This is a genomic window from Morganella sp. GD04133, assembly GCF_029835375.1.
GTDB lineage: Bacteria > Pseudomonadota > Gammaproteobacteria > Enterobacterales > Enterobacteriaceae > Morganella > Morganella morganii_B.
Map to the genome: position 1 here is coordinate 65,044 of NZ_JAODZS010000014.1, position 24,139 is coordinate 89,182.

The following is a 24,139-nucleotide window of genomic DNA, read 5'->3' on the forward strand; positions in this document are numbered from 1 at the left end:
TCATGAATAATACCCGGATTGCTGTTCAGACTGACAATTTCAGTGTTGGTGAGGAATACCAGTGGCTGGCCGGTTGTGCGGATGACGGCGCGGTGGTCACCTTTACCGGCAAAGTCCGCAATCATAACCTCGGTGATAATGTGGCGGCTCTGACGCTGGAACATTATCCGGGCATGACCGAAAAGGCGCTGGCGGATATTGTCGCACAGGCGCGTGAGCGCTGGGAATTGCAGCGGGTGACACTGATCCACCGGGTTGGCAGTTTATACCCGAATGATGAAATTGTGTTTGTCGGTGTCAGCGCTGCCCATCGCGGTATGGCATTTGAAGCGGCGGAATTTCTGATGGATTACTTAAAAACCCGCGCGCCGTTCTGGAAAAAAGAGACATTACCGGAAGGCGGCACCCGTTGGGTGGATGCCAGAGAAAGCGACCAGAAAGCCGCAGATCGCTGGTAATTTACCGCCAATCACGTCTGTATCGCCGAATTTTTTCCGGCGGCGGTACATCAGGTTAAAAATATTTACTGTTTGTAAAGAAAAGGGGGGAATTCCTGACAGTTTGCCTGCTGGCAACACCCTTTTTATGTGATAATCTATAGGCCTTGGTCGTTTATCATCCGATAAACAATTTGATACAGATGAAAGGGTTATCCATCATGGACCGATTTCCTCGTTCTAACGGCTCGATAGTTTCACAGGCGGGCTCCGGTATTCAGGCTTATATGGCCCAGGTTTACGGCTGGATGGCATGCGGCCTGCTGCTGACGGCCTTCGTCGCCTGGTATTCGTCTAACTCAATGGCGATTATGAGCTTTGTTTTCTCCAGCAAAATCACCTTCTTCGGCCTGATTATTGCTCAGCTGGCACTGGTCTGGGTTATCTCCGGCATGGTTGAGCGCCTGAGTGCGTCCATGGCGACCGGGCTGTTTATGCTCTATTCCGCACTGACAGGGCTGACGCTCTCCAGTATCTTTATCGTGTATACAGACGCGTCTATCGTCAGTACCTTCTTTATCACGGCAGGGATGTTCGGTGCGCTGAGTATCTACGGCTACACCACCAAACGCAGCCTGTCCGGGATGGGGAACTTCCTGTTTATGGGACTGATTGGTATTGTCATCGCATCGCTGGTCAATATCTGGCTGAAAAGCGAAGGTATGACTCTGATCATCACCTATATCGGTGTGATTGTGTTTGCCGGCCTGACCGCGTATGACACCCAAAAACTGCGTGAACTGGGTGAGCAGATTGACAGCAACAATAAAGACACCATGCGCCGCTATGCGATCGTGGGTGCGCTGTCGCTGTACCTGGACTTCATCAACCTGTTCCTGATGCTGCTGCGCCTGATGGGCGACCGCCGCTAATCACAGACAGAACAGGATGTAACAATGAAAGGCCGGTGAAAACCGGCCTTTTTACGTTTACTGTTCTGAATCTGTAATAATCTGTTCCAGTGTCCGGGCGGCTTGCCCGGCTTCCGTCACATTGGTATTCTGCGGGGCAGCACTGACAATCAGAGCCTTCCACAGCGCCCAGCCCATTGCCCTTGCGCGGGTTCCGGCGTCACACCGCAGTCGTTCAAAGAAAACGTCACGGCTTTCCTTGTCAAAGAAGGTCCAGGCAATTACCAGGTCACAGGCCGGATCTCCGGTACCGAGTTGCCCGAAGTCAATCACAGCGGTCAGACGACCGTTCGTGGTGAGCAGATTGCCCGCACTGATATCACCGTGAACCCAGACCGGCTCAGCTGTCCGCCGGGCGTGCAGGGCGTTTTCCCATATCCGCAGAAACAGCGGGACACAGGTTTTATCTTTCAGATTCGCCAGCGCCTGACAGGTTTCACTGTCATAAACTGCTAAATTACCGCCTCGGTGAAAATTCTGCGCACCGGCGGCCGGGCCGCCGGTGGCATCGATACGCTGAAACGCCGTCAGAAAATCTGCGAGATCACGGGCAAAAACCGTTTTATCTGACGGCGGGTGTGTCGCAACCGTTTCTCCCGGGATCCAGCGGTACACAGACCACGGCAGCGGAAATCTCTCTGATGGTTTACCCGTACCGAGCGGGGCGGGGATCTGAACGCTCAGTCCTGTTGCCAGACGCGGTAACCACAGCTGTTCTTTCAGTACCTGACCGGCATAATCAGGCGAGGAGGGCAGACGGATCAGCATTTCTTCACCCAGGTGAAATGTCCGGTTATCCCAGCCGCTGGTCGCGACCGGTATCACCGGCAGATGTGCCCACTGCGGGAATTGTTCCGCTATCAGCGCAGCGGCAAGGTGTGTATCAATATTCAAAGAAATCGCTTTCCTGTAAGATTATAATAAGGAATATTATAGCAAAGCCAGTAGCCTATGCAGAGATGATTATTTTTTGTCGTCCTTATTTTATATAATAGCTTTTCATCTTATTATTTCCTGACTTTATGCACTCAGCGGTATTTCCCCCGGATTCTATACAATTATTCACTTCCTTTTCTGTATTTATTCTGAATAGGATGTAATCCCAATTATCAATATATTTCTGATATTTTTTATTTCCGTAGCCAGCGACGGTGGCAACATGTTCTCTTGCTTTATCGATATCTTTACCTATGTTTTCCTCACCATTTAAAAATGCTGAAAATACAAAATCACAGGCAGAAATCAATCTGTTTCTGCCAATGTGACACGCTTTTTCATAGTAAGTTATAGCGTTCTTCATATCTTTTTCTTTCCCGTAACCATGGGATAAAATAAAACCATAGTGGAATAAAGCAAGTGGGTTTTCAGGATCTGAAGAGAGTAACGCTTCCAGATAGTAAACAGCGGTATTACAATGTTCTGAAATGCCCGTATTACCACTTAATTGCTGCAGGTGGTAGCAGTTATTATAATAAAAGGAGAATAACGTATAACGACTTGTTAAATTACCCCTTTCTGCGCTATTAATCAGCAAGGTCAGCTCATTTTGATTTTTTGGATAAGGGGCATATTCTGGTAATCCCGGATCATAGCGTAGTTCAATTGGGTTGTATTCATACGCAGTAATGTTGTTATTCCACTGACTTTCTGAGTAAGCACAGAGACTGAAACCGGGTAATAACATCAGAAATATTAATTTTTTATGCATTTTTTTATCCGAATAAATAGGGTGTGATTGTTGTGTCATGATATATATCAGAGGTGAGTGCTGTAATATAAATATCGCCAGATAACGGAGCTGTTTCTCTGTTGTGTATATGAAATAAAACATCGGCAATCTCTGATTTTTCGCCGTCATGCCAGTTAATATCAGAGGTTAATTTATGAAAATTACCGCTGTCATCATAAAAATAGGAAGGCCGTGTAGCTAATTCAACAGATACTATGCCTATACTTTCAAGAGAAAGCAGTTCATCTGACTGACTGATGCCATCTGAATTTACATCCTGCCAGACTAACAATGCTGACCATGCAATATCATCCTGATTTATCAGATGATCATTATTACTATCTAAAACGGAAAGCGATGAGAATCCATCTTTGTTATTGATATAATTCGTGTATTCACCAAATAACTCGGTACCATTATTTATAATACCATCATTATTACGATCTAATACCAGTAAGCCATCACCGGGATGAACCCAGCCTGTTTGTACAGATTCGCCATTACCATTTAAATCGAAATATATTCCGGTATTATCAGCTAGTGTTGTAACACCATTTCTGTCCAGATCAATAATGAGTGGAGTACAGTAACTGTCAGCCGCATTTTCCAGGTTGTCATACAAGTTATCAGGAAAAAAAGAAACATTGATTCCATCTATATTACTGTCAGTTAATAAGTCATCTACAAATTGACTACAGTTATTAGTGATTAAGTTATAGTTCGGCGGTTTACTTTTTCCTGTCTTATAATTATGCAATACAGTAAAAAGTTTATTGAAGTCATTATGGAATTTAAAATTATCAGACGTTATAGATAGCGTGGACGCATTACGATAATAAATGTGATCATTAAATGATAAGTTATCACTGGCTGTTTTGAGGCTTTCTCCGGTACTTAAACCAACGGTGATAATATCATACTGTTTTGTAACGGGATTAATTCCCTTTATACCAATGAAGGTGTGACCAAATGCAGAGTTGCTGACAAATTCTCCATTAATATCATGGATTTCACTGCCCTGAGGAGCGACGAATAATGTTATTTCAGGTCGGCTTATTGCATTGTAATTAAATGGTTCTTGTATCTCACGGTGAATGTTCATATCTTCTGTTTTGTAGACCTGATAGTGTTTGGTTTTTTTCATTTTCCATCCTGAATTAATTATATTAATTTAAATTATTTTTCATTAAAGTTTATTGAATGGGGTTAAATTCAATTTACCCATCATTAATGTAAATTAAAGAATTTTAAATGTTAATTTTAAAAGGATGGTTTTTATTTTTTATAATAATTGTTATATCTGGCCGGACTAATATTGACCTTTTTTATAAAGATGTCAAAATAATCAATTATATTAATTTCAAGTTTTATTATTATTTACGCAATTTTTCGCCGGAATAACGCATAGGCGGCGGTTCCTGTGGTCACGGCGATCACCTGTAATGGCCAGAGGCTTTGGCGGATAACACTGAAATCCGCATCTTTGAGGTAAATCTGTTTGGTGATTTCATTGAAATGGCGGATAGGATTGACCCAAGTGATATGTTGCAGCCAGACCGGCATATTTTCCACCGGGGCAATATAACCGGACAGCAGCACGGCAGGCATCATAAAAACAAACACGCCGATAAAGGCCTGCTGCTGAGTGGCGGAAAGGGCGGAGATTAACAGACCGAATCCGACCAGCGACAGCCCGTATATCACCATGGTGAAATAAAACAGAAGCAGTGAACCGGAAAAGGGGATGCGGTAAGCAAAAATCCCGATTATAAGCACAATACTGGCCTGTACCGTGGCCACAATCAGTGCCGGAACGGCCTTGCCGACAAAGATTTCACCGGTGGTCAGCGGTGAAACCAGCAGTTGATCCAGCGTACCCTGTTCCCGTTCACGGGCAACCGACAGTGAGGTGACAATCATCACGCCGATAGTGGTGATCAACGCCACCAGCGACGGCACGATAAACCATTTATAATCCAGATTCGGGTTATACCAGTTGCGCACCACCAGCTCACTGGTGACCGCCTGCGGCATCCGCTCCTGCTGGTAATGCGCGGTGATTTGCTGAACGTAATTGGCGGCAATCTGCGCACTGTTGGAGTTTCGTCCGTCGAGCAGGATTTGCAGCTGTGCCGGTTTCTGTGCGGCGAGCTGCGCACTGAAATTTTGTGGAAAATGCACCAGCAGCAGGGCTTTGCGGTTATCAATCACATCCTGTACGTCATGCCGGTTTTGGATCAGCAGCACATCGGAGAAGGCACTGGCTTTGGCAAACTGCTGGGTCAGCTCAATGGATGCGGGGCCCTTGTCTTCATCATAAATAGCGATAGTGGCATTGGTGACTTCCAGCGTTGCCGCCAGCGGGAACAAAATCATCTGAAAAATTACCGGTACGATCAGAATCGTCCGGGTCTGCCGCTCACGGAGAAGTAATTGCAGTTCTTTGATAATTAAGGTGAATATCCGATGGAGCATGCGCTTCTCCTTAATCAAGCCGGCGGCGGGTTTTCAGGGCGGTCAGGCCGATAAACACAATCGCTGACAGGATCAGCAACACCAGGTTACTGATAATCACCGGCATAATATTACCCGCCAGGAACAGTGTCTGCAGGCTTTCCACAAAGTAACGCGCCGGGATCACATAGGTCACCACCTGTATCGCCACCGGCATACTGTCGATTTCAAACACAAAGCCGGACAGCATAATAGCGGGCAGAAATGCGGCATTCAGGGAGATCATTGCGGCATTAAACTGATTGCGGGTCACGGTGGAAATCAGCAGCCCCATACCGAGCGCAGTGGCGAGATAGAGGGAGGTCACCAGGGCCAGCAGCCACAGCGAGCCGTGATACGGCACATCCAGCACATACACGGTTACCACCATACACAACACCATGACAAAACTGCCGAGCACCTGATACGGCAGCAGTTTGGAGAGCAACAATTCCGTTTTGGTCACCTGTGTGGAAAGCAGGGCTTCCATGGTGCCGCGCTCCCATTCCCGCGCCACCACCAGTGAGGTCAGGATAGCGCCGACCACGGTAATAATGATGCTGATAGCCCCCGGAATAATAAAATGCTGACTGATAGCGGCAGGGTTAAACCAGTAACGCAGCCGGACATCAATGGGCGGCTCACTGCTGATCCCCCGGTCCTGTGCCCGTTGCTGCTGCCAGATCTGCCAGATACCATTAGTGTAACCCTGCACAAAATTGGCGGTATTGGGTTCGCTGCCATCCGTAATCACCTGAATCTGTGCGATATCGCCCTGACGGGCCAGATGTTTGTCAAAATCCGCCGGGATCACCACAATACCGCGGATATGCCCCGCCTGGAGTTTATCGATTAATTCACGGCGGTTATCACTGAGGGTGGCATCAATAAACGGAGAGCCGGTAAAGGCGTAGATCAGCTCCCGTGCCGGTTCACTCTGTTGATTTACCAGGATCCCGAGGCGCAGTTTTGATGAATCCAGATTGATACCATAACCGAAAATAAATAACAGAATCAGCGGGATCACAATGGCGATCAGGGCACTCGACGGATCGCGGACAATCTGTTTGCTCTCTTTGATGCACAGCGCCCGCAGACGGCGCCATGAAAAACCGGAAGGTGTGCTCATGATGCCGCCTCCTGTGCGGTTTTTTTGTCATACTCTTCGACCAGCCCGATAAAGGCATCTTCCATTGACGGATCCGGATGGGTGTCATCCGCCACCGAGGCTTTCAGCTCATCGGGGGTGCCGGCGGCAATGATTTTGCCGTGATAAACCAGCCCGATACGGTCACAATATTCCGCCTCATCCATAAAGTGAGTGGTTACCATCACGGTTACGCCTTTATCCACCATGCCGTTAATATGCAGCCAGAATTCACGGCGGGTGAGCGGGTCAACCCCGGAGGTGGGTTCGTCGAGAAAGAGAATATCCGGCTCATGCATCAGGGCGCAGGCCAGAGCCAGCCGCTGTTTGAAGCCGAGGGGCAAATCTTCGGTGGTCTGGCGCAGGATCGGGGTGAAATTAAAGGCATTCACCATATCATCGATTTTTTGCTGCTGTGCTTTGCCGCGCAGCCCGTAAACGCCGGAGAAAAATGTCAGGTTCTGGGCGACCGTCAGATTGCCATAGAGGGAAAACTTCTGCGCCATATAGCCCAGGCGGCTGCGGGCTTTGGCTGAGCTGGTTTTCAGATCCAGTCCCAGCACCAGGGCACGGCCGCTGCTGGGGATCATCAGGCCGCACATCATTTTGAAGGTGGTGGATTTGCCCGCGCCGTTCGGGCCGAGCAGACCGAAAATTTCCCCGCGTTTGACCTGAAAATCCACATGATCGGTTGCGGCGAAATCGCCGAATTTTTTGGTCAGGCTGACGGCTTCAATCACGGTTTCATCGGGTGCCGCCGGGATCTGCGGCATAATCTGCGCCAGTTGTGAGCGGTGAGAAGGGCCGCCGCCGAGCAGATCAATAAATGCATCCTCAAAACGGGGTTTAGCGGGCAGCAGTTCGGTATCCGGATATTTCAGCGCGCTAAGCAGGGCGCGGGTATCGGCCTGCGGTTTCACAATCAGCCGGACATAACGTCCCTGAATAACACCGTCAGATACCTGTGGCTGAATCAATGCTTCCTGTAAGATGCGGCGGCGTTCACCGGGTGCTGCGGAGAGCAGAAAAGAGCGGCCCTCCATGGTTTCTGTCAGCTGTGCCGGTTTGCCTTCATAAATCACTTTTCCCTGATTGAGCAGCAGTACATCACGGCACTGCTCCGCTTCATCCAGATAAGAGGTACTCCAGAGGATCAGCATGCCGTCATCGGCAAGAGAATGTACCATCCGCCACAGTTCGCGGCGGGCGATAGGATCGACCCCCACACCCGGCTCATCGAGCAACAGCACCTGCGGCTGCCCGAGCAGCGTACAGGCCAGTCCGAGTTTCTGTTTCATACCACCGGAGAGTTTGCCTGCCATGCGGGTGGTAAAACGGGTCAGATCGGTAAAGGTCAGCAGGCGGTCAAAAAACGCCTGCTGTTCATGGTGCGGCAGGCCGCGCAGTTCAGCATATAAACGGAGGTTTTCCATCACGGACAGATCTTCATACAGCCCGAATTTCTGCGGCATATAACCGAGCTGCGCGCGCAAAGCGACACTGTCTTCAATCGGATCAAACCCGGCGACGCGGATTTCCCCGCTGTCTGGTTTCAGTAAGCCGGCCAGCATGCGGATGAGGGTAGTTTTCCCTGCGCCGTCCGGCCCGGCAAGCCCGGTCACACCGCCGCCCTGAATTGTGGTGGTCAGCCGGTTAACCGCCGGATTATCAAGGCCGGGAAAGCATTTTTCGACGGCACTGAGGGAGATAGTGATGTCTGACATCGTCTCTCCTTACGGCTGCGGTTCTTCATTATCAAAGCGGACGGTGACCGGCATCCCCTGACGCAGCAGCGGATCGGCATCCGTCACCACAATGCGCAGACGGTAGACCAGATCCGTCCGCAGTGCCGGGGTTTCAACGGATTTCGGGGTAAACTCGGCGGTCGGGGAGACAAAGCCGACATGCCCGTGATACGGCTTGCCGGGGCGGCTGTCGGTTTCCAGTAATACTTTACGGCCGGGCTGTGCCTGTCCCAGCTCACTTTCACTGACATACGCCCGCACCCATACCGGATTGGTCAGTGTCAGGGTGAACACGGTACTGCCTGCCGGTAAAATCGTGCCGGGTTCGATGGCACGGGTCAGAATAGTGCCTTCTGCCGGTGCGGTCAGCCGGGTGTCCGCCAGGTCAAGCTGCGCCTGCTCCACGGCGGCTTCGGCCTGTTTCAGCTGCCCGCGCGCTTCGGCAATCTCTTCTTTGCGGTAACCGTTTTCCAGCTGGTTCAGTTTGTCCTGTGAGGCTTTCAGTGCCGCATCGGCCTGATTACGCTGATTGCGGGCATTTTCCAGGTCATTGGCAGAGATAGCACGGCTTTTCATCAGTCCGGCCTGGCGCTGATAAAACTGACGGGCAAATTCCGTCGCTGCCGTATTACGGGCAACATCGGCTTTTGCCTGCGCGATTTCTTCCGGCCGGTAGCCGGTTTCCATCATCAGTAATGCGGCCTGCGCGCTGTCCCGCACCCCTTCCGCTTTCAGCAGGGCGTGACGGTACGGCGTATCATCCAGCATACCGAGCAGCTCACCGGGCTGAACCGCCGCCCCTTCATCCGCATTCAGGGATTGCAGTTTACCGCCGACACGAAAACCAAGATTGACCGTCCGGATATCCACATTACCGTACAGCAGAGCAGGCCCCGACGGGCGCGACTCCCACCAGTACCAGCTGCCGGCACCGGCCAGCAGGAGCAGAATAATGATAAGTATCCCGGTTTTTTTCATTGGCTTCATGAATAGATTCCTGGTGAGTTATCAGAGACAGTGGTGTATCAGTTCCGGTAATGCTGCTGTAATCCGCTGAGCAGCAGCCGGATATGTTCCCGCAGCACCTCGTTGATCATGTCATACTCTTTCGGCCCGATATTATCCCAGCCGGTCTGGCGCAGCAGATTTTCCCGTGCCAGACGGAAAGACAATATTTCGCCCATCAGGGCGTGTGTGTGGATAAGGGTATTGATATGTCCGTCCGGCAGCCCGGTATAACGGGCAACTAATCTGGCCTGGCGGGTAAAAATCGCGGACAGCGCCTGTTCATGGATAAGCGTGTAAGCTTTGGTCGGAATTAACTGTTCGCGTGACATAATCCGGCTGATATTGATGTTACTTTTCTTCAGTACCAGTTCATTATAGGCGAGAAAACTCAGCTCAATCAGTTGCAGACAGCGGTTTTCATCCTGTTCGTCAGTCCCGTTTTTCAGAAACAGATCAATTTCTTCAATGACAGGACGGAATTCATCACGGATAATGTCGGCAATATGCTGTGCAACGGCCAGATACAACCCGTCTTTTGAGCCGAAATAATAAGCAATAGCTGCGATATTTTGATCCGCACGTTGTGCAATCTGGCGAGTAGTGGCACTATTTGGGCCGTTCAGTCCGAAAATCTCAATAGCGGCTTCCAGTAAAGCGAGTTTGGCTTGTTCGCCTCGCGGCGTATTAGTCGTATTGACTGACATGGCGTATATCCTTATAGGTGTGTCGGCATAAACGAGAGATCAATCATATGATTAACTGTATGCTCATCAGTATCTGTTGTAAATGAGCAGTAAGCAACGGATTGATCACAGACGTATTTTATCGATATTTCTTCCGGAGTGACGGATTAATTTTCGACATTCAATTATCAGCAGGCCCCGCAGACAACAGACCGGGGCGGAGTCTTAACAATTCATGAGTTTTTCATCATTACCATTATGCCCGGAAATTCAGAAGGCCGTCGCAGAGATGGGCTACGAACAACCAACCCCGATTCAGATGCAGGCCATTCCGCAGGTTCTTGCCGGACATGACTTATTAGCCAGCGCACAAACCGGTACGGGAAAAACCGCCGGTTTTACCTTACCTATCCTGCAATATTTACAGGATAATCCGCGCAAAGGCGGCGGACGCCCGGTACGCGCGCTGATCCTGTCCCCGACCCGCGAACTGGCTGCTCAGATCGGCGAAAACGTCCGCGAGTACAGCCGCCATCTGCGCACCCGTTCGCTGGTCGTCTTCGGCGGGGTGAGTATCAACCCGCAGATGATGAAACTGCGCGGCGGCGTGGACATCCTGATTGCCACCCCGGGCCGTCTGCTGGATCTGGAACATCAGAATGCCGTGGATTTATCCAAAGTCGAAATTCTGGTGCTGGATGAAGCCGACCGCATGCTGGATATGGGCTTTATCCATGATATCCGCCGTGTTATTAAAAAATTACCGGTGAAACGTCAGAATTTACTGTTTTCCGCGACATTCTCCAACGGGATCAAATCACTGGCGAATACTATTCTCAATAATCCGGTGACGGTGGAAGTCTCCCCGCGCAACAGTGCCTCACAGCAGGTCACGCAGTTTGTTCACCTGGTGGATAAAAAACGCAAAGCAGAACTGCTGGCACACCTGATTGGTCGTGATAACTGGGAGCAGGTACTGATTTTTACCCGCACCAAACACGGTGCCAACCGTCTGGCGGAATTCCTTAACGGCAGCGGCATCAAAGCTGCCGCTATCCACGGTAACAAATCCCAGGGCGCACGTACCCGCGCACTGGCGGATTTCAAAAGCGGCGCTATCCGCGCACTGGTCGCGACGGATATCGCGGCGCGCGGTCTGGATATCGAGCAGCTGCCGTATGTGGTGAACTATGAACTGCCGAATGTGGCGGAAGATTATGTCCACCGTATCGGTCGTACTGGGCGTGCGGAGGCTACCGGCCTGGCATTATCACTGGTATGTGTCGATGAGCATGATTTATTACGCGACATTGAAAAACTGCTGAAAAAGCAAATCGAGCGGATGGCTGAACCGGGTTACGATCCGGATCCGTCCATCAAAGCCGAGCCTATCCAGAAAGCGAAGCAGGGTCGCGGCGGCAACGGCCGTTCCGGCGGCGGGCGTCAGGGCGGACAAGGGCGCAGCGCCGAAGGCCGCGGTAACAGCGGTGGCGGCGACAAACGCCCGTCACGTCCGCGTCAGCACAAACCGCGTTCCGGCAACAGCGACTCCGGCAGCCCGTGGGGTAACCGGGGTAAATAACGGAACCGGCTCATGCGTGTTCTTTTAGCACCGATGCAGGGGGTCCTTGACCCCCTCGTCCGTCATCTGCTGACGGCGGTGAATGACTATGATATCTGTATCACCGAATTTGTCCGTGTGGTGGATATGCTGCTGCCGGAGAAACTGTTTTTCCGTCTCTGTCCGGAGCTGGAAAACGGCGGCCTGACCGAATCCGGCACGCCGGTGCGGATCCAGCTGCTGGGACAGTTCCCGCAATGGCTGGCGGAAAATGCCGCGAGGGCGGCGGAACTCGGTTCGCACGGGGTGGATCTCAACTGCGGCTGCCCGTCCAAAACAGTGAACGGCAGCGGCGGCGGGGCGACGCTTCTTAAAGACCCGGAACTGATTTATCAGGGTACCAAAGCCATCCGTGAGGCGATACCGGCGCACCTGCCGGTATCGGTGAAAGTGCGGCTCGGCTGGAGCAGTAATGCACATCAGTTTGAAATTGCCGATGCGGTGGCACAGGGCGGGGCAACCGAGATCACGGTACACGGGCGTACCAAAGAAGCAGGCTATCGCGCGGATCTGATTGACTGGCCTGCGATCGCGGCTATCCGTCAGCGGCTCGCCATTCCGGTGATTGCCAACGGCGAAGTCCGGGACTGGCAGAGTGCGCAGCAATGTCTGACTGTGACCGGCTGTGATGCGGTGATGCTCGGGCGCGGGGCACTCAATGTGCCGAACCTGAGCCGGGTGGTCAAACACAATGCGCCCTTTATGCCGTGGCCGGACGTGGTGGCATTACTGCACCGCTACACACAGCTGGAAAAGCAGGGAGATACCGGGCTCTACCATGTGGCACGTATCAAACAGTGGTTCAGCTATCTGCATAAAGCCTATCCGCAGGAAGCGGATGAACTTTTTGCCGTGATCCGTCCGCTGAAAGAGTCTGCCGCCATTGCACAGGCTATTGCCCGGGCTCAGAGCGTATAAAATTTGCTTTTTTTACCATATCGCACTTTAATTGACAGGTGAGCCGGATTTTTTCTTAACCCGTTAATACAGCAGGAGGTGCTGATGAATTTTCTGTCCTGGATTATTTTTGGCCTGATCGCCGGTGTGCTGGCGAAATGGATCATGCCCGGAACCTATAATATCGGCATTATCATGACGATTGTGCTGGGTGTTGTCGGTGCTGTTGTCGGGGGATATATCAGTGTTTTCTTCGGCAAGGGGCGTGTCGACGGGTTTAATTTCGGCAGCTTTGTGGTCGCTGTGATCGGTGCGATGGTGGTGCTGTTTCTCGCCGGGAAGTTTGCGGGCTGACAGCCGCATAACAGATTTAAAAAATGCCGGAGCAGCTGACGCGCTCCGGCATTTTTTTATGGTTCAATCGGCAGGGTGTCTGAACCGCCCCATTCCGCCCAGGAACCGTCATACAGACGGACATTCTGATGGCCGGTGAGCGTCAGTGCCAGCAGCAGTATGGCGGCTGTCATACCGGAGCCGCAGGACACCACAAGGTATTTACTTAAATCCACGCCTGCATCACGGAATATCTGCTGAATCTGCGTCGGGGATTTGAAGATCCCGTTTTCCACCAGGGTATTCCACGGCACATTGTAACTGCCGGGAATATGACCGGAACGTACGCCGGGACGCGGATCCGGTGCCAGTGCCTGAAAACGGTCGGCAGAACGGGCATCAACAATCTGAATTTCCGGGTCTGTAATCGCCAGCAGCACATCATCTTTATTTACCGCATTATGACGCTGAAACTCCGGCACAAAGGTTTTCGCCTGCGGCAGCGGGATATCGCCGCTTTCGGTGGTATAACCGGCACCGGCCCACGCATTCAGTCCGCCCTGTAAAATACGCAGATTTTTCACACCGAAGGTTTTCAGTGTCCACCAGGCACGCGGGGCGGAGAACAGGTTACCCTGATCATAAATAATCACCATGGTGTTATTATCGATCCCGGATTCACCGGCAGCCTGTGCGAACACCTCCGGTGACGGCAGCATATGCGGCAGCGGCGAGGAGAGATCAGCGACTTTGTCCAGATCAAAATAGTGTGCGCCCGGAATATGGCGCTCAAGCCATAACTGATGGCAATCGGCGGGCTGACCGGGCGGCGCTTTGCTGACATCGAGCACAACAAGATTGTCGTCATTCAGGTGCGTGTGCAGCCAGTCTGCGGTCACAAAATAGTCTCGGTACATCGCAATTAACCTCGTTAGCAGGACGCAGAGCGCTACCGGGTTTCACCGGTGGTCGTTTCCTGCGCCGTGGATGGAGTCTCAGGGGCAACCGAACGATTATACATATTCATTCCGGCAAGAAAAACGCCGCCGAGGGAGCCGAAGGCAAAAATAAAAATGAAAATAATCAATAATTTCTTCATAGATGTATTCTGGTCTTATCTGATGGAGCCCGTCTGCCGGACAAATCCGGGGGCCATGTTGATTAATTGTAACAAACTATTGAAGCAACTGTATGCAGAAAATGAGCGCTAACGGCCCGGATATGCTGATTTTTTTTCTGTAGTGTGAAACAATAGCCCCCTGTTTATTTATCCATAGGTTTTTCAGATGCCCCTGTCCGCCACCGTCAAACAACAAATCAGCGCCTGGTACAAAGCCCTGCCGGCGCAGATTGACGGCTTTGTTCCGCGTGCCCCGCAGCGGGAAATGATTGCGGAAGTAGCCCGGACGATGGCGGGTGATGAAGGGCGGCATCTGGTGATTGAAGCCCCGACCGGGGTGGGAAAAACCCTCTCTTATCTGATCCCGGGCATTGCAGTGGCCCGGGAACAGCAAAAGCTGCTGGTGATCAGCACCGCCAATGTCGCGTTGCAGGATCAGATTTACAGCAAAGATCTGCCGCTGCTGGCAAAAATTATCCCTGATCTGCGTTTTACCGGTGCATTCGGGCGCGGGCGCTATGTCTGTCCGCGCAATATGGCGGTGATCGGTGCAGCGGAAGGGGAACAAATTGACCTGATGCTGCTGCTCGAAGATAAAGCGGATGTGGCAACGGCCTCTGAACGTGATACCGTGCGCCAGCTGCAGAATGATTTTACTTCTTTCGGCTGGGACGGCCTGCGCGATCACCACAAAACCTCCATTCCGGACAGTCTGTGGCGCAAAATCAGCACCGACAAACTCAGCTGCCTCGGGCGCAATTGCCAGTATTACTCGCGCTGCCCGTTTTTCCTGGCGCGGCGTGAAATTGAAAGTGTGGATGTGGTGGTCGCCAACCATGCGCTGGTGATGGCGGCAATGGAAAATGAATCGGTTCTGCCGGAAAGCAAAAAACTGCTGCTGGTGCTGGATGAAGGTCACCATATCGCTGATGTGGCCCGTGATTCTCTGGAAGTGGAAGGCGATATCACGCTGGTGTCACTTCAGGCACAGCTGGATAACCTTTCCCGCTTTGTCACGCAGTATCTGCAACAGTTCCGCCCGGTAAAACCACCAAAACTGGCGGACAGTGCCCGTCTGCAGAAACATCTGGATGCGATGTCAGATGTGTACCGCGATGTTGCGATGTACACACAGGCGCTGCTGCCGGAGCAGGCGGCGGATCCGCATTATCTGTTTCCGCTCGGGGAACTGCCGGAGCTGCTGACGGCGGCGGCTCAGCAGCTGTCAAAACAGACGGATGCCCTGCACAGCATGGTGGAGGGGATACTCAGTGATCTGAACGAACAGACGGCAAAACAGGATATTGTCCGTCTGCACAAGGCTATCCTCACAGCCGGAAAATTCCTCGGCGCACTGGAAAACAGCGCCAAACTGTGGCGTCTGGCGGCGCTGTCGGAAATTTCACACGCGCCGGTCTCGAAATGGCTCAGCCGCCGCTACGAAAAAAATCAGTCTCACCTCTGGTTCCACTGTGCGGGCATCCGTGTCAGTGAACAACTGGGTCACCTGTTATGGCGCAATGTGCCGAATATTGTGGTGACCTCGGCAACCCTGCGTTCACTCAACAGTTTCAGCCGGTTGCAGGAAATGACCGGGCTGAGTGAAAAGGCCGATGACCGCTTTGTGGCACTCGATTCCCCGTTTGATCACTGCCGTCAGGGGCGGCTGGTGATCCCGAAAATGCATTATGAGCCGACACCGGCAGATGAAGCCGCACATATCGGAGAAATGGCACGTTATTTCCGTTCACAGCTGGCGTCCGGTGAACACCGCGGTATGCTGGTATTGTTTAACAGCCAGCGGGCAATGGATCTGTTTCTCACTCATGTGACGGATTTGCGTCTGCAACTGCTGGTGCAGGGGGATCAGCCCCGTTACCGGCTGGTGGAAACGCATTGTCAGCGGATCCGGGACGGGCAGAACAGTGTGCTGATCGGCCTGCATTCTTTTGCCGAGGGGCTTGATCTGAAAGGGGATTACCTGACTCAGGTGCATATCCATAAAATCGCGTTTCCGCCGGTCACCAACCCGGTGATTATCACGGAAAACGACTGGCTGAAATCCCTGAACCGCTATCCGTTTGAAATACAGAGCCTGCCGGGCGCGTCATTTACGCTGATCCAGCAGGTCGGGCGGCTGATCCGCAGCCATCAGTGTCACGGGGATGTCGTGATTTATGACCAGCGCCTGCTGACCAAACGGTACGGCAGCAGGTTGCTTAATGCATTACCGGTCTTTCCGATTGTGCGTCCGGATATTGAACCGGAAAAATAATATAAACGGATAACGGTTATTCTGCCGTGGCGGTAAAGGTCACATTACCGCCGTAATCATTGATATTACTGACAGTCAGATGGTCACCGCGTGCAACGGCTCTTTTTACCGAAATTTCCGAACGGCTTTTCGGTGTCAGCATAAAGGATTTATGCAGTATTTGTTTTTTATCCGACAGCGTTATTTCAGTAATGGTAATGTGGTACGGCGAATTATTATTGACCCGTATTGAATGACTGCCGGACTGAAATGTAACCTGCTGTGTGGCGGCATTTCTGTCACTTAATCCGGCAGGGCGGTAAAAGACTTTAAACCGTGAACGGACGGCAAGTTGTATGGAATCTTTTGCCTCTGGTGAAGCCGTTTTACTGACCGGCGGAATATCCAGAACATTCAGCCACCACAGACTTTCTCTGTCAGACGGCATACTGCTTTTATCTGTCAGCCGAATACGTAAATTTTGTATCGCTCCCGGATTAATACGTGAAACCGGCGGAGTCAGTTCAAATGGCGTGACCGGCAGGTTCGCGGGAAGAGCGTCGGAATCTCCCGGGTCAAGCCAGTACTGAACAAATGCCGCAGTGGCGGATTCATTATTTATCCGTGCCGTAATGTCGTGAGCACCTTCCGGATAAATATACCGTGTACTGTTCGCACTGATACCGTCAGCAAAAGAAAAGGCACTGATAAAATACACAATTAATAACAGATATGATTTCATTCTATTTCCCCGTTGCACACGAAGGAATACACGGACAGGTATTATTACTGAGATAATCGCCTGCCATGATTACGTATTAACGTATTCCCTTTATTTCATTTGATTTTATGCGTTTTTTTTATTTTTGAAATACGTATGTTTTCCCGGTTTTTTTATTATTAAATACCGTTAGTACCGAAAAGTAATAAGCAAAAAAATACCGCCCGGAGGCGGTATAAAGGGTAGGATTGACTCACTAAGTCTTACTGTTTTTATTGTCTGCGACACATACTCACACACGAGATGTTAATTTCAGACCGCAACCTGCCGGTTACGGTGCTGTATTTCTGATATTTATTCGATATTGGCTTCAATAAACCACAGGTACTGGTCGAGGTCGCGGGAGGCGGCAGTAAACATATCTGCGGTATTTTCATCCTCAACGCGGCTGACGGCACGGCGGATATCGTTGGCGACGATAGCATAACGGTCGGCCAGTGTTTTCAGGTGATCCTGCACAGTGTGGATATCAGTCGGATAAGCCGGTAAAGCCGAGGCTTTACTGATCGCCTGCGAGGTACCGAGTGCCACACCGCCGAGCTGAACAGCGCGTTCGGCAAAAGTATCCAGGTGGCTGTTAAGGCTGTCGCGGAAGCCGTCCAGCATTTCATGTACAGCAATGAAATTGCGTCCGCGCAGATTCCAGTGTGCCTGTTTGGTCATCAGTGACAGGTCGATAAACTGCAGAACCTGATGATTCAGTTCATCAATGGTTTCCTGCTTAATATCATCAGTGACATCGTTACGGGTGTACACTAAGTGAGAAGCGGTGGTTTTCACTAATTTTGCGGTGCTCATTATTGTTCCCCTTATTTATTCCGTTAAACATTATTCAGTTAAACATTTCTGTTTCGATGGGGTTACTATAGGGTAGCGCAGATAATAGTTAAATTCGATTAAAACTATAGAATCGATAGGCAAACCGGCACGAGGCCGGCTTCAGTATGGCGGGTGATTACTCAACAGCTTTGATTTTTGACTTCGGTTTGATAGTCAGTGCCGCGCCCATGGAGGCGATGACAATGCAGCTCAGCGCCAGCCATTGAGCGAATGACAGATGCTCATGCAGGAAAATAATCCCGACCATTGCCCCAATCACCGGCTCAAGGCTCATCAGGATGCCGAATGTCCGTGTCGGCAGACGGGTCAGTGCCACCATTTCCAGTGAATACGGAAAGGCCGTTGATAAGATTGCCACCGCCACCCCGACCGGCAGTACCGCCCAGCTGAACATCACACTGAGATCACTGTGATATGCCCCGACAGGGAAAAAAATCAGCGCGGCGATAAGCGAGCCGACCGAAACGGTGGCTGCGCCGTAAAACCGCCCGGCCCGCTGGCCGAAGATAATATAGAGTGCCCAGCCCGCACCGGCTCCCAGGGCATACAGCATTCCGATCGGGTCCAGTTGCTCAAGATCCCCGATTTGCTCACCGAGCGGCAGCAAAAAGGCCAGACCGGCGATCACCAGAATAATCCAGAGATAATCCGTTATTTTCCGTGCCCCGAACATGGCAACCGCCAGCGGCCCGGTAAATTCAAGAGCGACCGCAATCCCGAGCGGAATGGTGGACAGCGCCAGATAGAACAGATAGTTCATTACCCCGAGCGAGAGGCCGTACCCCAGCATCGGCAGCAGTGATTCCCGGGTAAAACGCAGCCGCCAGGGTTTAAAAATCACCAGCAGAATCGCCGTCCCCAGCAGTAAACGCAGGGCGGTCACCCCCGGGGCACCGATAACCGGAAACAGGGTTTTCGCCAGTGAGGCGCCGCTCTGAATAGAGATCATCGACAGCAGCAATAAGCCGATCGGTAACCACGGAGAACCATTTTGCTGGCGGGGAGACGCAGACATGAAAAACCTCGGGAGCAATAAAAATGCGGTGAGACAATTAGTTATATTGAATTGCATGCAAAAGGCAGCACTCGTCATGCAATCTTAGCGGGGCGGCTGACGGATAGCAATTACTGATTTAAGAGGATATTAATCCGCGGACAGCGATTGCCGGGTAACATAACAAAATCTGACGAGTGCTATCTTCAGACCGCTTGCGTATACTGACTGCCGGTTTTTCATTTCATCACGATAAGGACAGGGCAGATATGCGGGATATTAAACGAATTGCGGTCTATTGCGGATCAGCAGCGGGTGCATCAGAGATTTACCGCCTTGAGGCCGTGAAATTTGCCCGGATTCTGGTTGAGCAGGGAATTACCCTGGTTTACGGCGGTGCCAGTGTGGGGATCATGGGGACGGTGGCGGATACCGTACTCCGCGAAGGCGGGAAGGCCATCGGCGTGATCCCGGCATTGCTGGAAGGGCGGGAGATTGCCCATAAAAACCTGACGGAGCTTCACCGCGTCAGCACCATGCACGAACGCAAAAGCAAAATGATTGAACTGGCGGACGGCTTTGTCGCCCTGCCGGGTGGCTTCGGTACCCTGGAAGAGTTTGCCGAGGTCTTTACCTGGAGCCAGATCGGGCTGCATCAGAAGCCGGTCGGGCTGATGAATATCAATAATTATTATGACCCGCTGCTGTCGCTGATCAGCAAAATGACCGATGAACAGTTTATGCAGGAAAAATACCGTCATATGGCCATCGTCGAAACGGACGGTAACGCACTTATCCGCCGCTTCCGCGACTATGAGGCACCGGCGGTCAAAACTTACGATTAACCGGAGAACAGTATGATAATCCGTCCTGCAACACTGAATGACACTGACCGTATTGCTGAACTTTATCAGCAGCTATTTTTGCTGATGGCGGAATATCAGCCGGATCGCTGGCGTCCGGCAGAGCAGGATCGCGGATTTATCGAAAACGCCATGACAGATGAAAAATTCTGTCTGCGGGTGGCGGAAACGGAAGGGCATATCGCCGGGTTCGCCTTTGCGCAGACGCAGGATACCTCACCTTATACCTGTGTGGTGCCGCGCCGTTTCGGTTATATCTTTGATATTGTGGTTGATCCGGCGATACGCGGGCAGGGCACGGGGAAAAAATTACTGGATGCCGTTAAAGATTGGTCAAAGGCACAGGGCCATACGCATCTGGAGTTGTCCGTATTGCCGGAAAATACCGGTGCCATGCGTTTATATGAACGCGAAGGTTATCAGCCGGTGCTCCACACCCTGGCGATTAAGCACTGAGATAAAAAAACCTCATCGCAGGATGAGGTTTTGGTTTGTCAGGCTGCGGATTACCGTCAGTTGGTCAGATGAACGGTTTTACCGCCGACAATGGTGCGCAGTACTTTCACATTGGCGATATCATCCGCAGGGATCTGAAACACATTGCGATCCAGCACAATCATGTCCGCCAGTTTGCCTGGTTCCAGGGAGCCGAGAATATCTTCCCGGTGCTGGGCATACGCCGAATCAATCGTGGCGGCACGCAGCACTTCCGTGACAGTCAGGTCACGGTCAGTGTCCAGACGCGGTGCAGGCTGACCGTTAACCGGATGACCACGGCGGGTGGCGGCCACTTTCAGATCATACCATTCATCAAAATCATCAATCGGCCAGTCACTGCCGAACGCAACGACCGCACCGGCATCAATAAACTTACCGATAGGCTCCAGTTGCTGAAAACGGGTTTCGCCGATCATATTGCGGGTGAATTCTGCCAGTTCCGCAGTCGGTGCCGCCCACTGAAAAGAGAGACAGGCGATGGTGCCGAGTCTGGCGAAACGCGCGTAATCTTTGGCATTCACCAGCTCATTGTGAGCCAGTCCCGGACGGATATCTTTGCCCGGATGCGCAGCCCGCATTTTTTCGATGCCGTTGAGTACCATATCAATCGCACCTTCACCAACAGTGTGCAGATGCGGATCGTACCCGGCTGCGGCAATGCGTTCGAGCAGGGCATCGATCACCTCTGAGGTGAAATAGAGATCACCGTAATTTTCTGTCTCACGCCAGTCCGGCTGTGCCGGGGTGCCGTGATTGATGCGGTATGGTTTCAGCAGGGAAGCGGTCATGGTCGGGAACTGAAGCACACCATCGACAAACATTTTGATGTTTTTTACCGCAATGCCCGGCTCCGGGCCCCAGTCCGGCTGATGATAACGCTCTGCAAAGGCAACCGCGTTTTTTACGGCCTGCGGCACGGATGCCACATCCGGCGCATCATCCGGCGTGATTTCACGGGCAGCCTGCACACGCAGTGTCAGTTCACCCTGTTCCTGTAATGCACGGAACGCATCCAGCTGTAATTCCGCCACACGGGCATCCATGACCATGGTGACGCCCTGTTCATTGAGGACTTTCTGTACCAGACGGGCAACATCTACCGCACGGTCGGCCTGAATGGACGGAATACTGTCCGCCGCACGCATGGCCGGGGCATCCTCAAGGATACCGTTCAGTTCACCATTGGCGTGTTTGCCGATTTTACCGTCACTCGGTGCCGGGGTCTCTTTGGTGATCCCGAACAGTTCCAGCGCGCGGCTGTTGGCAAGCAGTGTATGGCAGTCATTGGAGAACAGCACGACAGGGCGGCGGGTATTGAGTTTGTCCATATCTTCACGGTACATATCAATACCGGCCGGTAACATGCCCTGACGCAGCCAGGCGGTCACTTTCAGCCAGTCGTTTTCGCCGGTGCGCGGATCATTATCCAGATGCGCCTGCACACGGGCGAGGATCTCATCAATGGTCAGGGATTCATAATTCAGATGGCAGCCGAACAGCTGAATACCGCCCCAGAACGGGTGCATATGACCATCAATAATCCCCGGCATCATCATTTTGCCATCGAGATCGATAAACTGCGTATGCTCACCACGGAATGCTGCCATGTCATCATTATCACCACAGGCAAGAATACGACCATCAGCAATGGCGATGGCCCCGGCGACGCGGTTTTCCGCATCCGCAGTATAGATATAACCGTTGTGATAAATAATATCAGCGGCAGTCATTTTCATTATGCTCTCCAATCCTCATCAACAGAGTTAATTGATAATTAAGTGAGTTTCTTCTTCCGTGATTGACGGCGGACGGCGGGTAAAGAAGCGGGTGATCACACCGAGGTATACCACACCGATCCCCAGCCAGATTAGGCCGACAGTCAGTGCCTGAGCATCCAGGCTGGTCCACAGCCACAGGGTCAGCAGCACCCCGATCGCCGGCACCACCAGACAGCGCAGGATCACGGCAGCCGTCAGCGGTTCTTTCCGGTCAATAATAAAGTGTTTGATAACACACAGATTTACAAAGGTAAACGCAATCAGTGCGCCGAAGCTTATCATGGACGCCACCAGGCTCAGGGAGAGCACCAGTGCCATCAGTGAGGCGAGGGCAACAAACAGGATCGACAGTACCGGCGTGTTGAACCGGGCATGCAGACGGGCAAACACCGTGCGCGGCAGCACTCCTTCACGGCCCATGGCATAGAAAATCCGCACAATACTGGCCTGGGATGTCATTGCGGAGGCAAACACGCCGATCACATAGGCGGTAATAAAGGAGGACGCCATCAGTGCGCCGCCGACTTTTTCCATCACCTGAATACTGGCGATGTCGGTGTTCGGCAGGAAATCACGCCACGCCGGATAGCTCAGATGTGCGGCGTAAGAGATAATGATAAACAACGTACCGGCAATAAACACGGTATAGAGGATCGCTTTCGGCAGCGCCCGTTTGGCGTCTTTGGTCTCTTCCGCCATGGTGGAGATGGCATCAAACCCGAGGAATGCGAGACACAGAACCGCCGCACCGGCAAACAGCCCGGACACCTGATCGGACATCACCGTCAGCGGGGCGAGCAGCGCCTCTTTATCCAGCGTGAATGCGGAACTGAAGCTGAGATACAGGAACAGCGCGATAAATATCAGCTGCATCACAATGATCAGCATATTCATCGAGGTGACCAGCTTGATCCCGAGAATATTCAGCACAGAGACAATCACAATGGTGGAGACGATAATCAGCTCCATCGGCACCGACGGCAGGGCTTCATGCACAAAAATACCGATGGCGATATAGTTGATAATCGGCAGAAACAGATAATCCAGCAATTGCGCCCAGCCGACCAGAAACCCGGTATTCCCGCCGAAGACTTTCTGGACATAGGAATACGCAGAGCCTGCCAGCGGCAGTGTGCTGGTCATTTTACAATAGCTGAGTGCGGTAAACAGGACGGCTGTCAGAGTAATAATATAAGCAACCGGTAAATGACCTTCACTGAGGACGGTAACCTGTCCGTAAGTCGTGAAGATACCAAGGGGCACCATATAGGCGAGCCCGAAGAAAACCAACGCGGGGGTATTTAAGACGCGTTTCATCTGCACAGTATTCTGTTGCATTTTTACAGCCCTTCCCAATAGCCTGAAACATGCCGCGGACATGGCGTCCCAGCACAGCACTTATTTTCCGGCCGTCAGCGGATGACGGTCAGTCTGCATTTATTTTCAATAAACCTCGCACCTTGCGTCTGCATCGTGCGCACTTTACTGAAACGTCAGTGATAAACGGGCCATCACCACACGCTGGGGTAAATGCAGGCGGCGTACAATATATGAGTTATCTGTATTTGGCAATAAAAGTTGAACAGGATAATGACAAGGATAAACCCTCCTTACCGGTCGTGCTTTTCCGGCCTGTTATCAGTGATACCGAAAACATCGGTATCGGGTATATTTTTCAATAAATTCAATGCAATATCTGTTTCATTTAATAAATTAATGTTATTGGCAATACATTACGTGACATAACGTAATAAACGGCGGGTAACCGATAAATAAAGATAAAGTAATCACACGTTGTGTTCCTGTCATGATAACGGGTGTGGCCTCTCTGTCTGACAATAACGGGTACAGCAATCAGGAACGATTTCTCTGCATGTTTGTCCTGTTCGTTTGGTCAAAATGCGTTTTTACCGGGATATTAACGATGCGTTAATTCTCTTAAAGTGT

The 24,139-nt window shown here is 51.5% G+C and carries 23 protein-coding genes; 8 read left to right on the top strand and 15 right to left on the bottom strand.

What is annotated here, in order from left to right:
* Positions 1-2 precede the first annotated feature (2 nt).
* Positions 3-458: a molybdopterin synthase catalytic subunit MoaE gene (gene moaE, locus N7387_RS08665; RefSeq protein ID WP_234597932.1), complete on the top strand. Its 456-nt coding sequence runs from the start codon at positions 3-5 to the stop codon at positions 456-458.
* A 200-nt stretch (positions 459-658) separates the two neighbouring features.
* Positions 659-1,369 (top strand): Bax inhibitor-1/YccA family protein, encoded by a 711-nt coding sequence (locus N7387_RS08670; protein WP_262860820.1) that lies wholly within the window; start codon positions 659-661, stop codon positions 1,367-1,369.
* A 57-nt stretch (positions 1,370-1,426) separates the two neighbouring features.
* On the opposite strand, the gene N7387_RS08675 is transcribed toward N7387_RS08670, so the two are convergent.
* From N7387_RS08675 to cecR, 8 genes are all read right to left on the bottom strand, one after another.
* A complete protein-coding gene (locus N7387_RS08675; protein WP_279798210.1) occupies positions 1,427-2,302 on the bottom strand; it encodes an aminoglycoside phosphotransferase family protein in 876 nt (291 codons plus the stop codon).
* Positions 2,303-2,387: 85 nt separating this feature from the next.
* Complete coding sequence (locus tag N7387_RS08680; protein ID WP_279798211.1) at positions 2,388-3,155, bottom strand: hypothetical protein; 768 nt, start codon at positions 3,153-3,155, stop codon at positions 2,388-2,390.
* Positions 3,121-4,281, bottom strand: coding sequence for a hypothetical protein (locus N7387_RS08685; RefSeq protein ID WP_279798212.1), 1,161 nt, complete (start codon positions 4,279-4,281; stop codon positions 3,121-3,123). The genes N7387_RS08680 and N7387_RS08685 overlap by 35 nt, the downstream gene beginning before the upstream one ends.
* A 233-nt stretch (positions 4,282-4,514) precedes the next feature.
* Entirely contained in the window at positions 4,515-5,612 is a 1,098-nt protein-coding gene (locus tag N7387_RS08690; protein WP_279798213.1) for an ABC transporter permease, read from the bottom strand.
* Positions 5,613-5,622: 10 nt separating this feature from the next.
* Positions 5,623-6,759 carry an ABC transporter permease gene (locus N7387_RS08695; RefSeq protein ID WP_279798214.1) on the bottom strand — a complete coding sequence of 379 codons (1,137 nt, stop codon included), beginning with the start codon at positions 6,757-6,759 and terminating at the stop codon, positions 5,623-5,625.
* Complete coding sequence (locus N7387_RS08700) at positions 6,756-8,501, bottom strand: ATP-binding cassette domain-containing protein (protein WP_279798215.1); 1,746 nt, start codon at positions 8,499-8,501, stop codon at positions 6,756-6,758. Before N7387_RS08700 ends, N7387_RS08695 begins: the two co-directional genes overlap by 4 nt.
* Positions 8,502-8,510: 9 nt before the next feature.
* Positions 8,511-9,509 (bottom strand): secretion protein HlyD, encoded by a 999-nt coding sequence (hlyD, locus tag N7387_RS08705; protein WP_279798216.1) that lies wholly within the window; start codon positions 9,507-9,509, stop codon positions 8,511-8,513.
* 38 nt (positions 9,510-9,547) lie between these two features.
* A complete protein-coding gene (gene cecR, locus N7387_RS08710; protein ID WP_279798217.1) occupies positions 9,548-10,234 on the bottom strand; it encodes a transcriptional regulator CecR in 687 nt (228 codons plus the stop codon).
* 214 nt (positions 10,235-10,448) lie between these two features.
* Here cecR and rhlE point away from each other — a divergent pair, with 214 nt between their 5' ends.
* From rhlE to N7387_RS08725, 3 genes are all read left to right on the top strand, one after another.
* Positions 10,449-11,795 (top strand): ATP-dependent RNA helicase RhlE, encoded by a 1,347-nt coding sequence (gene rhlE, locus N7387_RS08715; protein ID WP_025153404.1) that lies wholly within the window; start codon positions 10,449-10,451, stop codon positions 11,793-11,795.
* A gap of 12 nt (positions 11,796-11,807) precedes the next feature.
* Positions 11,808-12,752, top strand: a complete 945-nt coding sequence (gene dusC / locus N7387_RS08720; RefSeq protein WP_279798218.1) for a tRNA dihydrouridine(16) synthase DusC — start codon at positions 11,808-11,810, stop codon at positions 12,750-12,752.
* Between the two features lie 84 nt (positions 12,753-12,836).
* A complete protein-coding gene (locus N7387_RS08725) occupies positions 12,837-13,085 on the top strand; it encodes a GlsB/YeaQ/YmgE family stress response membrane protein (RefSeq protein ID WP_045138128.1) in 249 nt (82 codons plus the stop codon).
* 56 nt (positions 13,086-13,141) lie between these two features.
* Here N7387_RS08725 and sseA read toward each other — a convergent pair whose 3' ends face one another.
* Together sseA and N7387_RS08735 are read right to left on the bottom strand one after the other, a co-directional pair.
* On the bottom strand, positions 13,142-13,981 hold the full coding sequence (gene sseA, locus N7387_RS08730) for a 3-mercaptopyruvate sulfurtransferase (RefSeq protein ID WP_279798220.1): 840 nt from the start codon (positions 13,979-13,981) through the stop codon (positions 13,142-13,144).
* Positions 13,982-14,013: 32 nt separating this feature from the next.
* The gene (locus N7387_RS08735) at positions 14,014-14,163 is read right to left on the bottom strand and encodes a hypothetical protein (RefSeq protein ID WP_004235712.1); all 150 of its coding nucleotides are present in this window, start codon (positions 14,161-14,163) and stop codon (positions 14,014-14,016) included.
* 187 nt (positions 14,164-14,350) lie between these two features.
* Here N7387_RS08735 and dinG point away from each other — a divergent pair, with 187 nt between their 5' ends.
* A complete protein-coding gene (gene dinG / locus N7387_RS08740; RefSeq protein WP_279798223.1) occupies positions 14,351-16,459 on the top strand; it encodes an ATP-dependent DNA helicase DinG in 2,109 nt (702 codons plus the stop codon).
* A gap of 16 nt (positions 16,460-16,475) precedes the next feature.
* Here the strand turns inward: dinG and N7387_RS08745 are convergent, their stop codons facing one another.
* The 3 genes from N7387_RS08745 to rhtA all read right to left on the bottom strand — a co-directional run bounded on the left by N7387_RS08745 (position 16,476) and on the right by rhtA (position 19,074).
* A complete protein-coding gene (locus N7387_RS08745) occupies positions 16,476-17,180 on the bottom strand; it encodes a fimbria/pilus periplasmic chaperone (protein ID WP_279798224.1) in 705 nt (234 codons plus the stop codon).
* Between the two features lie 333 nt (positions 17,181-17,513).
* Positions 17,514-18,017, bottom strand: coding sequence for a DNA starvation/stationary phase protection protein Dps (dps, locus tag N7387_RS08750; RefSeq protein WP_262860831.1), 504 nt, complete (start codon positions 18,015-18,017; stop codon positions 17,514-17,516).
* Positions 18,018-18,174: 157 nt separating this feature from the next.
* Complete coding sequence (gene rhtA, locus N7387_RS08755) at positions 18,175-19,074, bottom strand: threonine/homoserine exporter RhtA (protein ID WP_279798228.1); 900 nt, start codon at positions 19,072-19,074, stop codon at positions 18,175-18,177.
* A gap of 248 nt (positions 19,075-19,322) precedes the next feature.
* Here rhtA and N7387_RS08760 point away from each other — a divergent pair, with 248 nt between their 5' ends.
* Together N7387_RS08760 and N7387_RS08765 are read left to right on the top strand one after the other, a co-directional pair.
* The gene (locus N7387_RS08760) at positions 19,323-19,898 is read left to right on the top strand and encodes a TIGR00730 family Rossman fold protein (protein WP_072871103.1); all 576 of its coding nucleotides are present in this window, start codon (positions 19,323-19,325) and stop codon (positions 19,896-19,898) included.
* 12 nt (positions 19,899-19,910) lie between these two features.
* Complete coding sequence (locus tag N7387_RS08765) at positions 19,911-20,372, top strand: GNAT family N-acetyltransferase (RefSeq protein WP_279798229.1); 462 nt, start codon at positions 19,911-19,913, stop codon at positions 20,370-20,372.
* Positions 20,373-20,428: 56 nt separating this feature from the next.
* Here N7387_RS08765 and N7387_RS08770 read toward each other — a convergent pair whose 3' ends face one another.
* Both N7387_RS08770 and N7387_RS08775 read right to left on the bottom strand, forming a co-directional pair.
* Positions 20,429-22,150 (bottom strand): amidohydrolase, encoded by a 1,722-nt coding sequence (locus tag N7387_RS08770; protein ID WP_279798231.1) that lies wholly within the window; start codon positions 22,148-22,150, stop codon positions 20,429-20,431.
* A 27-nt stretch (positions 22,151-22,177) separates the two neighbouring features.
* A complete protein-coding gene (locus N7387_RS08775) occupies positions 22,178-23,530 on the bottom strand; it encodes an APC family permease (RefSeq protein WP_279798232.1) in 1,353 nt (450 codons plus the stop codon).
* Between the last annotated feature and the right edge of the window lie 609 nt (positions 23,531-24,139).

Bases quoted from the DNA above. Each gene is read 5' to 3' on its own strand.
- N7387_RS08735 (WP_004235712.1), bottom strand. From the start codon at position 14,163: ATGAAGAAATTATTGATTATTTTCATTTTTATTTTTGCCTTCGGCTCC.
- dps (WP_262860831.1), bottom strand. From the start codon at position 18,017: ATGAGCACCGCAAAATTAGTGAAAACCACCGCTTCTCACTTAGTGTAC.
- N7387_RS08775 (WP_279798232.1), bottom strand. From the start codon at position 23,530: ATGCAACAGAATACTGTGCAGATGAAACGCGTCTTAAATACCCCCGCG.
- cecR (WP_279798217.1), bottom strand. From the start codon at position 10,234: ATGTCAGTCAATACGACTAATACGCCGCGAGGCGAACAAGCCAAACTC.
- hlyD (WP_279798216.1), bottom strand. From the start codon at position 9,509: ATGAAGCCAATGAAAAAAACCGGGATACTTATCATTATTCTGCTCCTG.
- N7387_RS08725 (WP_045138128.1), top strand. From the start codon at position 12,837: ATGAATTTTCTGTCCTGGATTATTTTTGGCCTGATCGCCGGTGTGCTG.
- N7387_RS08670 (WP_262860820.1), top strand. From the start codon at position 659: ATGGACCGATTTCCTCGTTCTAACGGCTCGATAGTTTCACAGGCGGGC.
- N7387_RS08685 (WP_279798212.1), bottom strand. From the start codon at position 4,281: ATGAAAAAAACCAAACACTATCAGGTCTACAAAACAGAAGATATGAAC.
- N7387_RS08770 (WP_279798231.1), bottom strand. From the start codon at position 22,150: ATGAAAATGACTGCCGCTGATATTATTTATCACAACGGTTATATCTAT.
- N7387_RS08680 (WP_279798211.1), bottom strand. From the start codon at position 3,155: ATGACACAACAATCACACCCTATTTATTCGGATAAAAAAATGCATAAA.
- moaE (WP_234597932.1), top strand. From the start codon at position 3: ATGAATAATACCCGGATTGCTGTTCAGACTGACAATTTCAGTGTTGGT.
- N7387_RS08745 (WP_279798224.1), bottom strand. From the start codon at position 17,180: ATGAAATCATATCTGTTATTAATTGTGTATTTTATCAGTGCCTTTTCT.
- dusC (WP_279798218.1), top strand. From the start codon at position 11,808: ATGCGTGTTCTTTTAGCACCGATGCAGGGGGTCCTTGACCCCCTCGTC.
- dinG (WP_279798223.1), top strand. From the start codon at position 14,351: ATGCCCCTGTCCGCCACCGTCAAACAACAAATCAGCGCCTGGTACAAA.
- N7387_RS08760 (WP_072871103.1), top strand. From the start codon at position 19,323: ATGCGGGATATTAAACGAATTGCGGTCTATTGCGGATCAGCAGCGGGT.
- N7387_RS08695 (WP_279798214.1), bottom strand. From the start codon at position 6,759: ATGAGCACACCTTCCGGTTTTTCATGGCGCCGTCTGCGGGCGCTGTGC.
- N7387_RS08700 (WP_279798215.1), bottom strand. From the start codon at position 8,501: ATGTCAGACATCACTATCTCCCTCAGTGCCGTCGAAAAATGCTTTCCC.
- N7387_RS08765 (WP_279798229.1), top strand. From the start codon at position 19,911: ATGATAATCCGTCCTGCAACACTGAATGACACTGACCGTATTGCTGAA.
- N7387_RS08690 (WP_279798213.1), bottom strand. From the start codon at position 5,612: ATGCTCCATCGGATATTCACCTTAATTATCAAAGAACTGCAATTACTT.
- rhtA (WP_279798228.1), bottom strand. From the start codon at position 19,074: ATGTCTGCGTCTCCCCGCCAGCAAAATGGTTCTCCGTGGTTACCGATC.
- rhlE (WP_025153404.1), top strand. From the start codon at position 10,449: ATGAGTTTTTCATCATTACCATTATGCCCGGAAATTCAGAAGGCCGTC.
- sseA (WP_279798220.1), bottom strand. From the start codon at position 13,981: ATGTACCGAGACTATTTTGTGACCGCAGACTGGCTGCACACGCACCTG.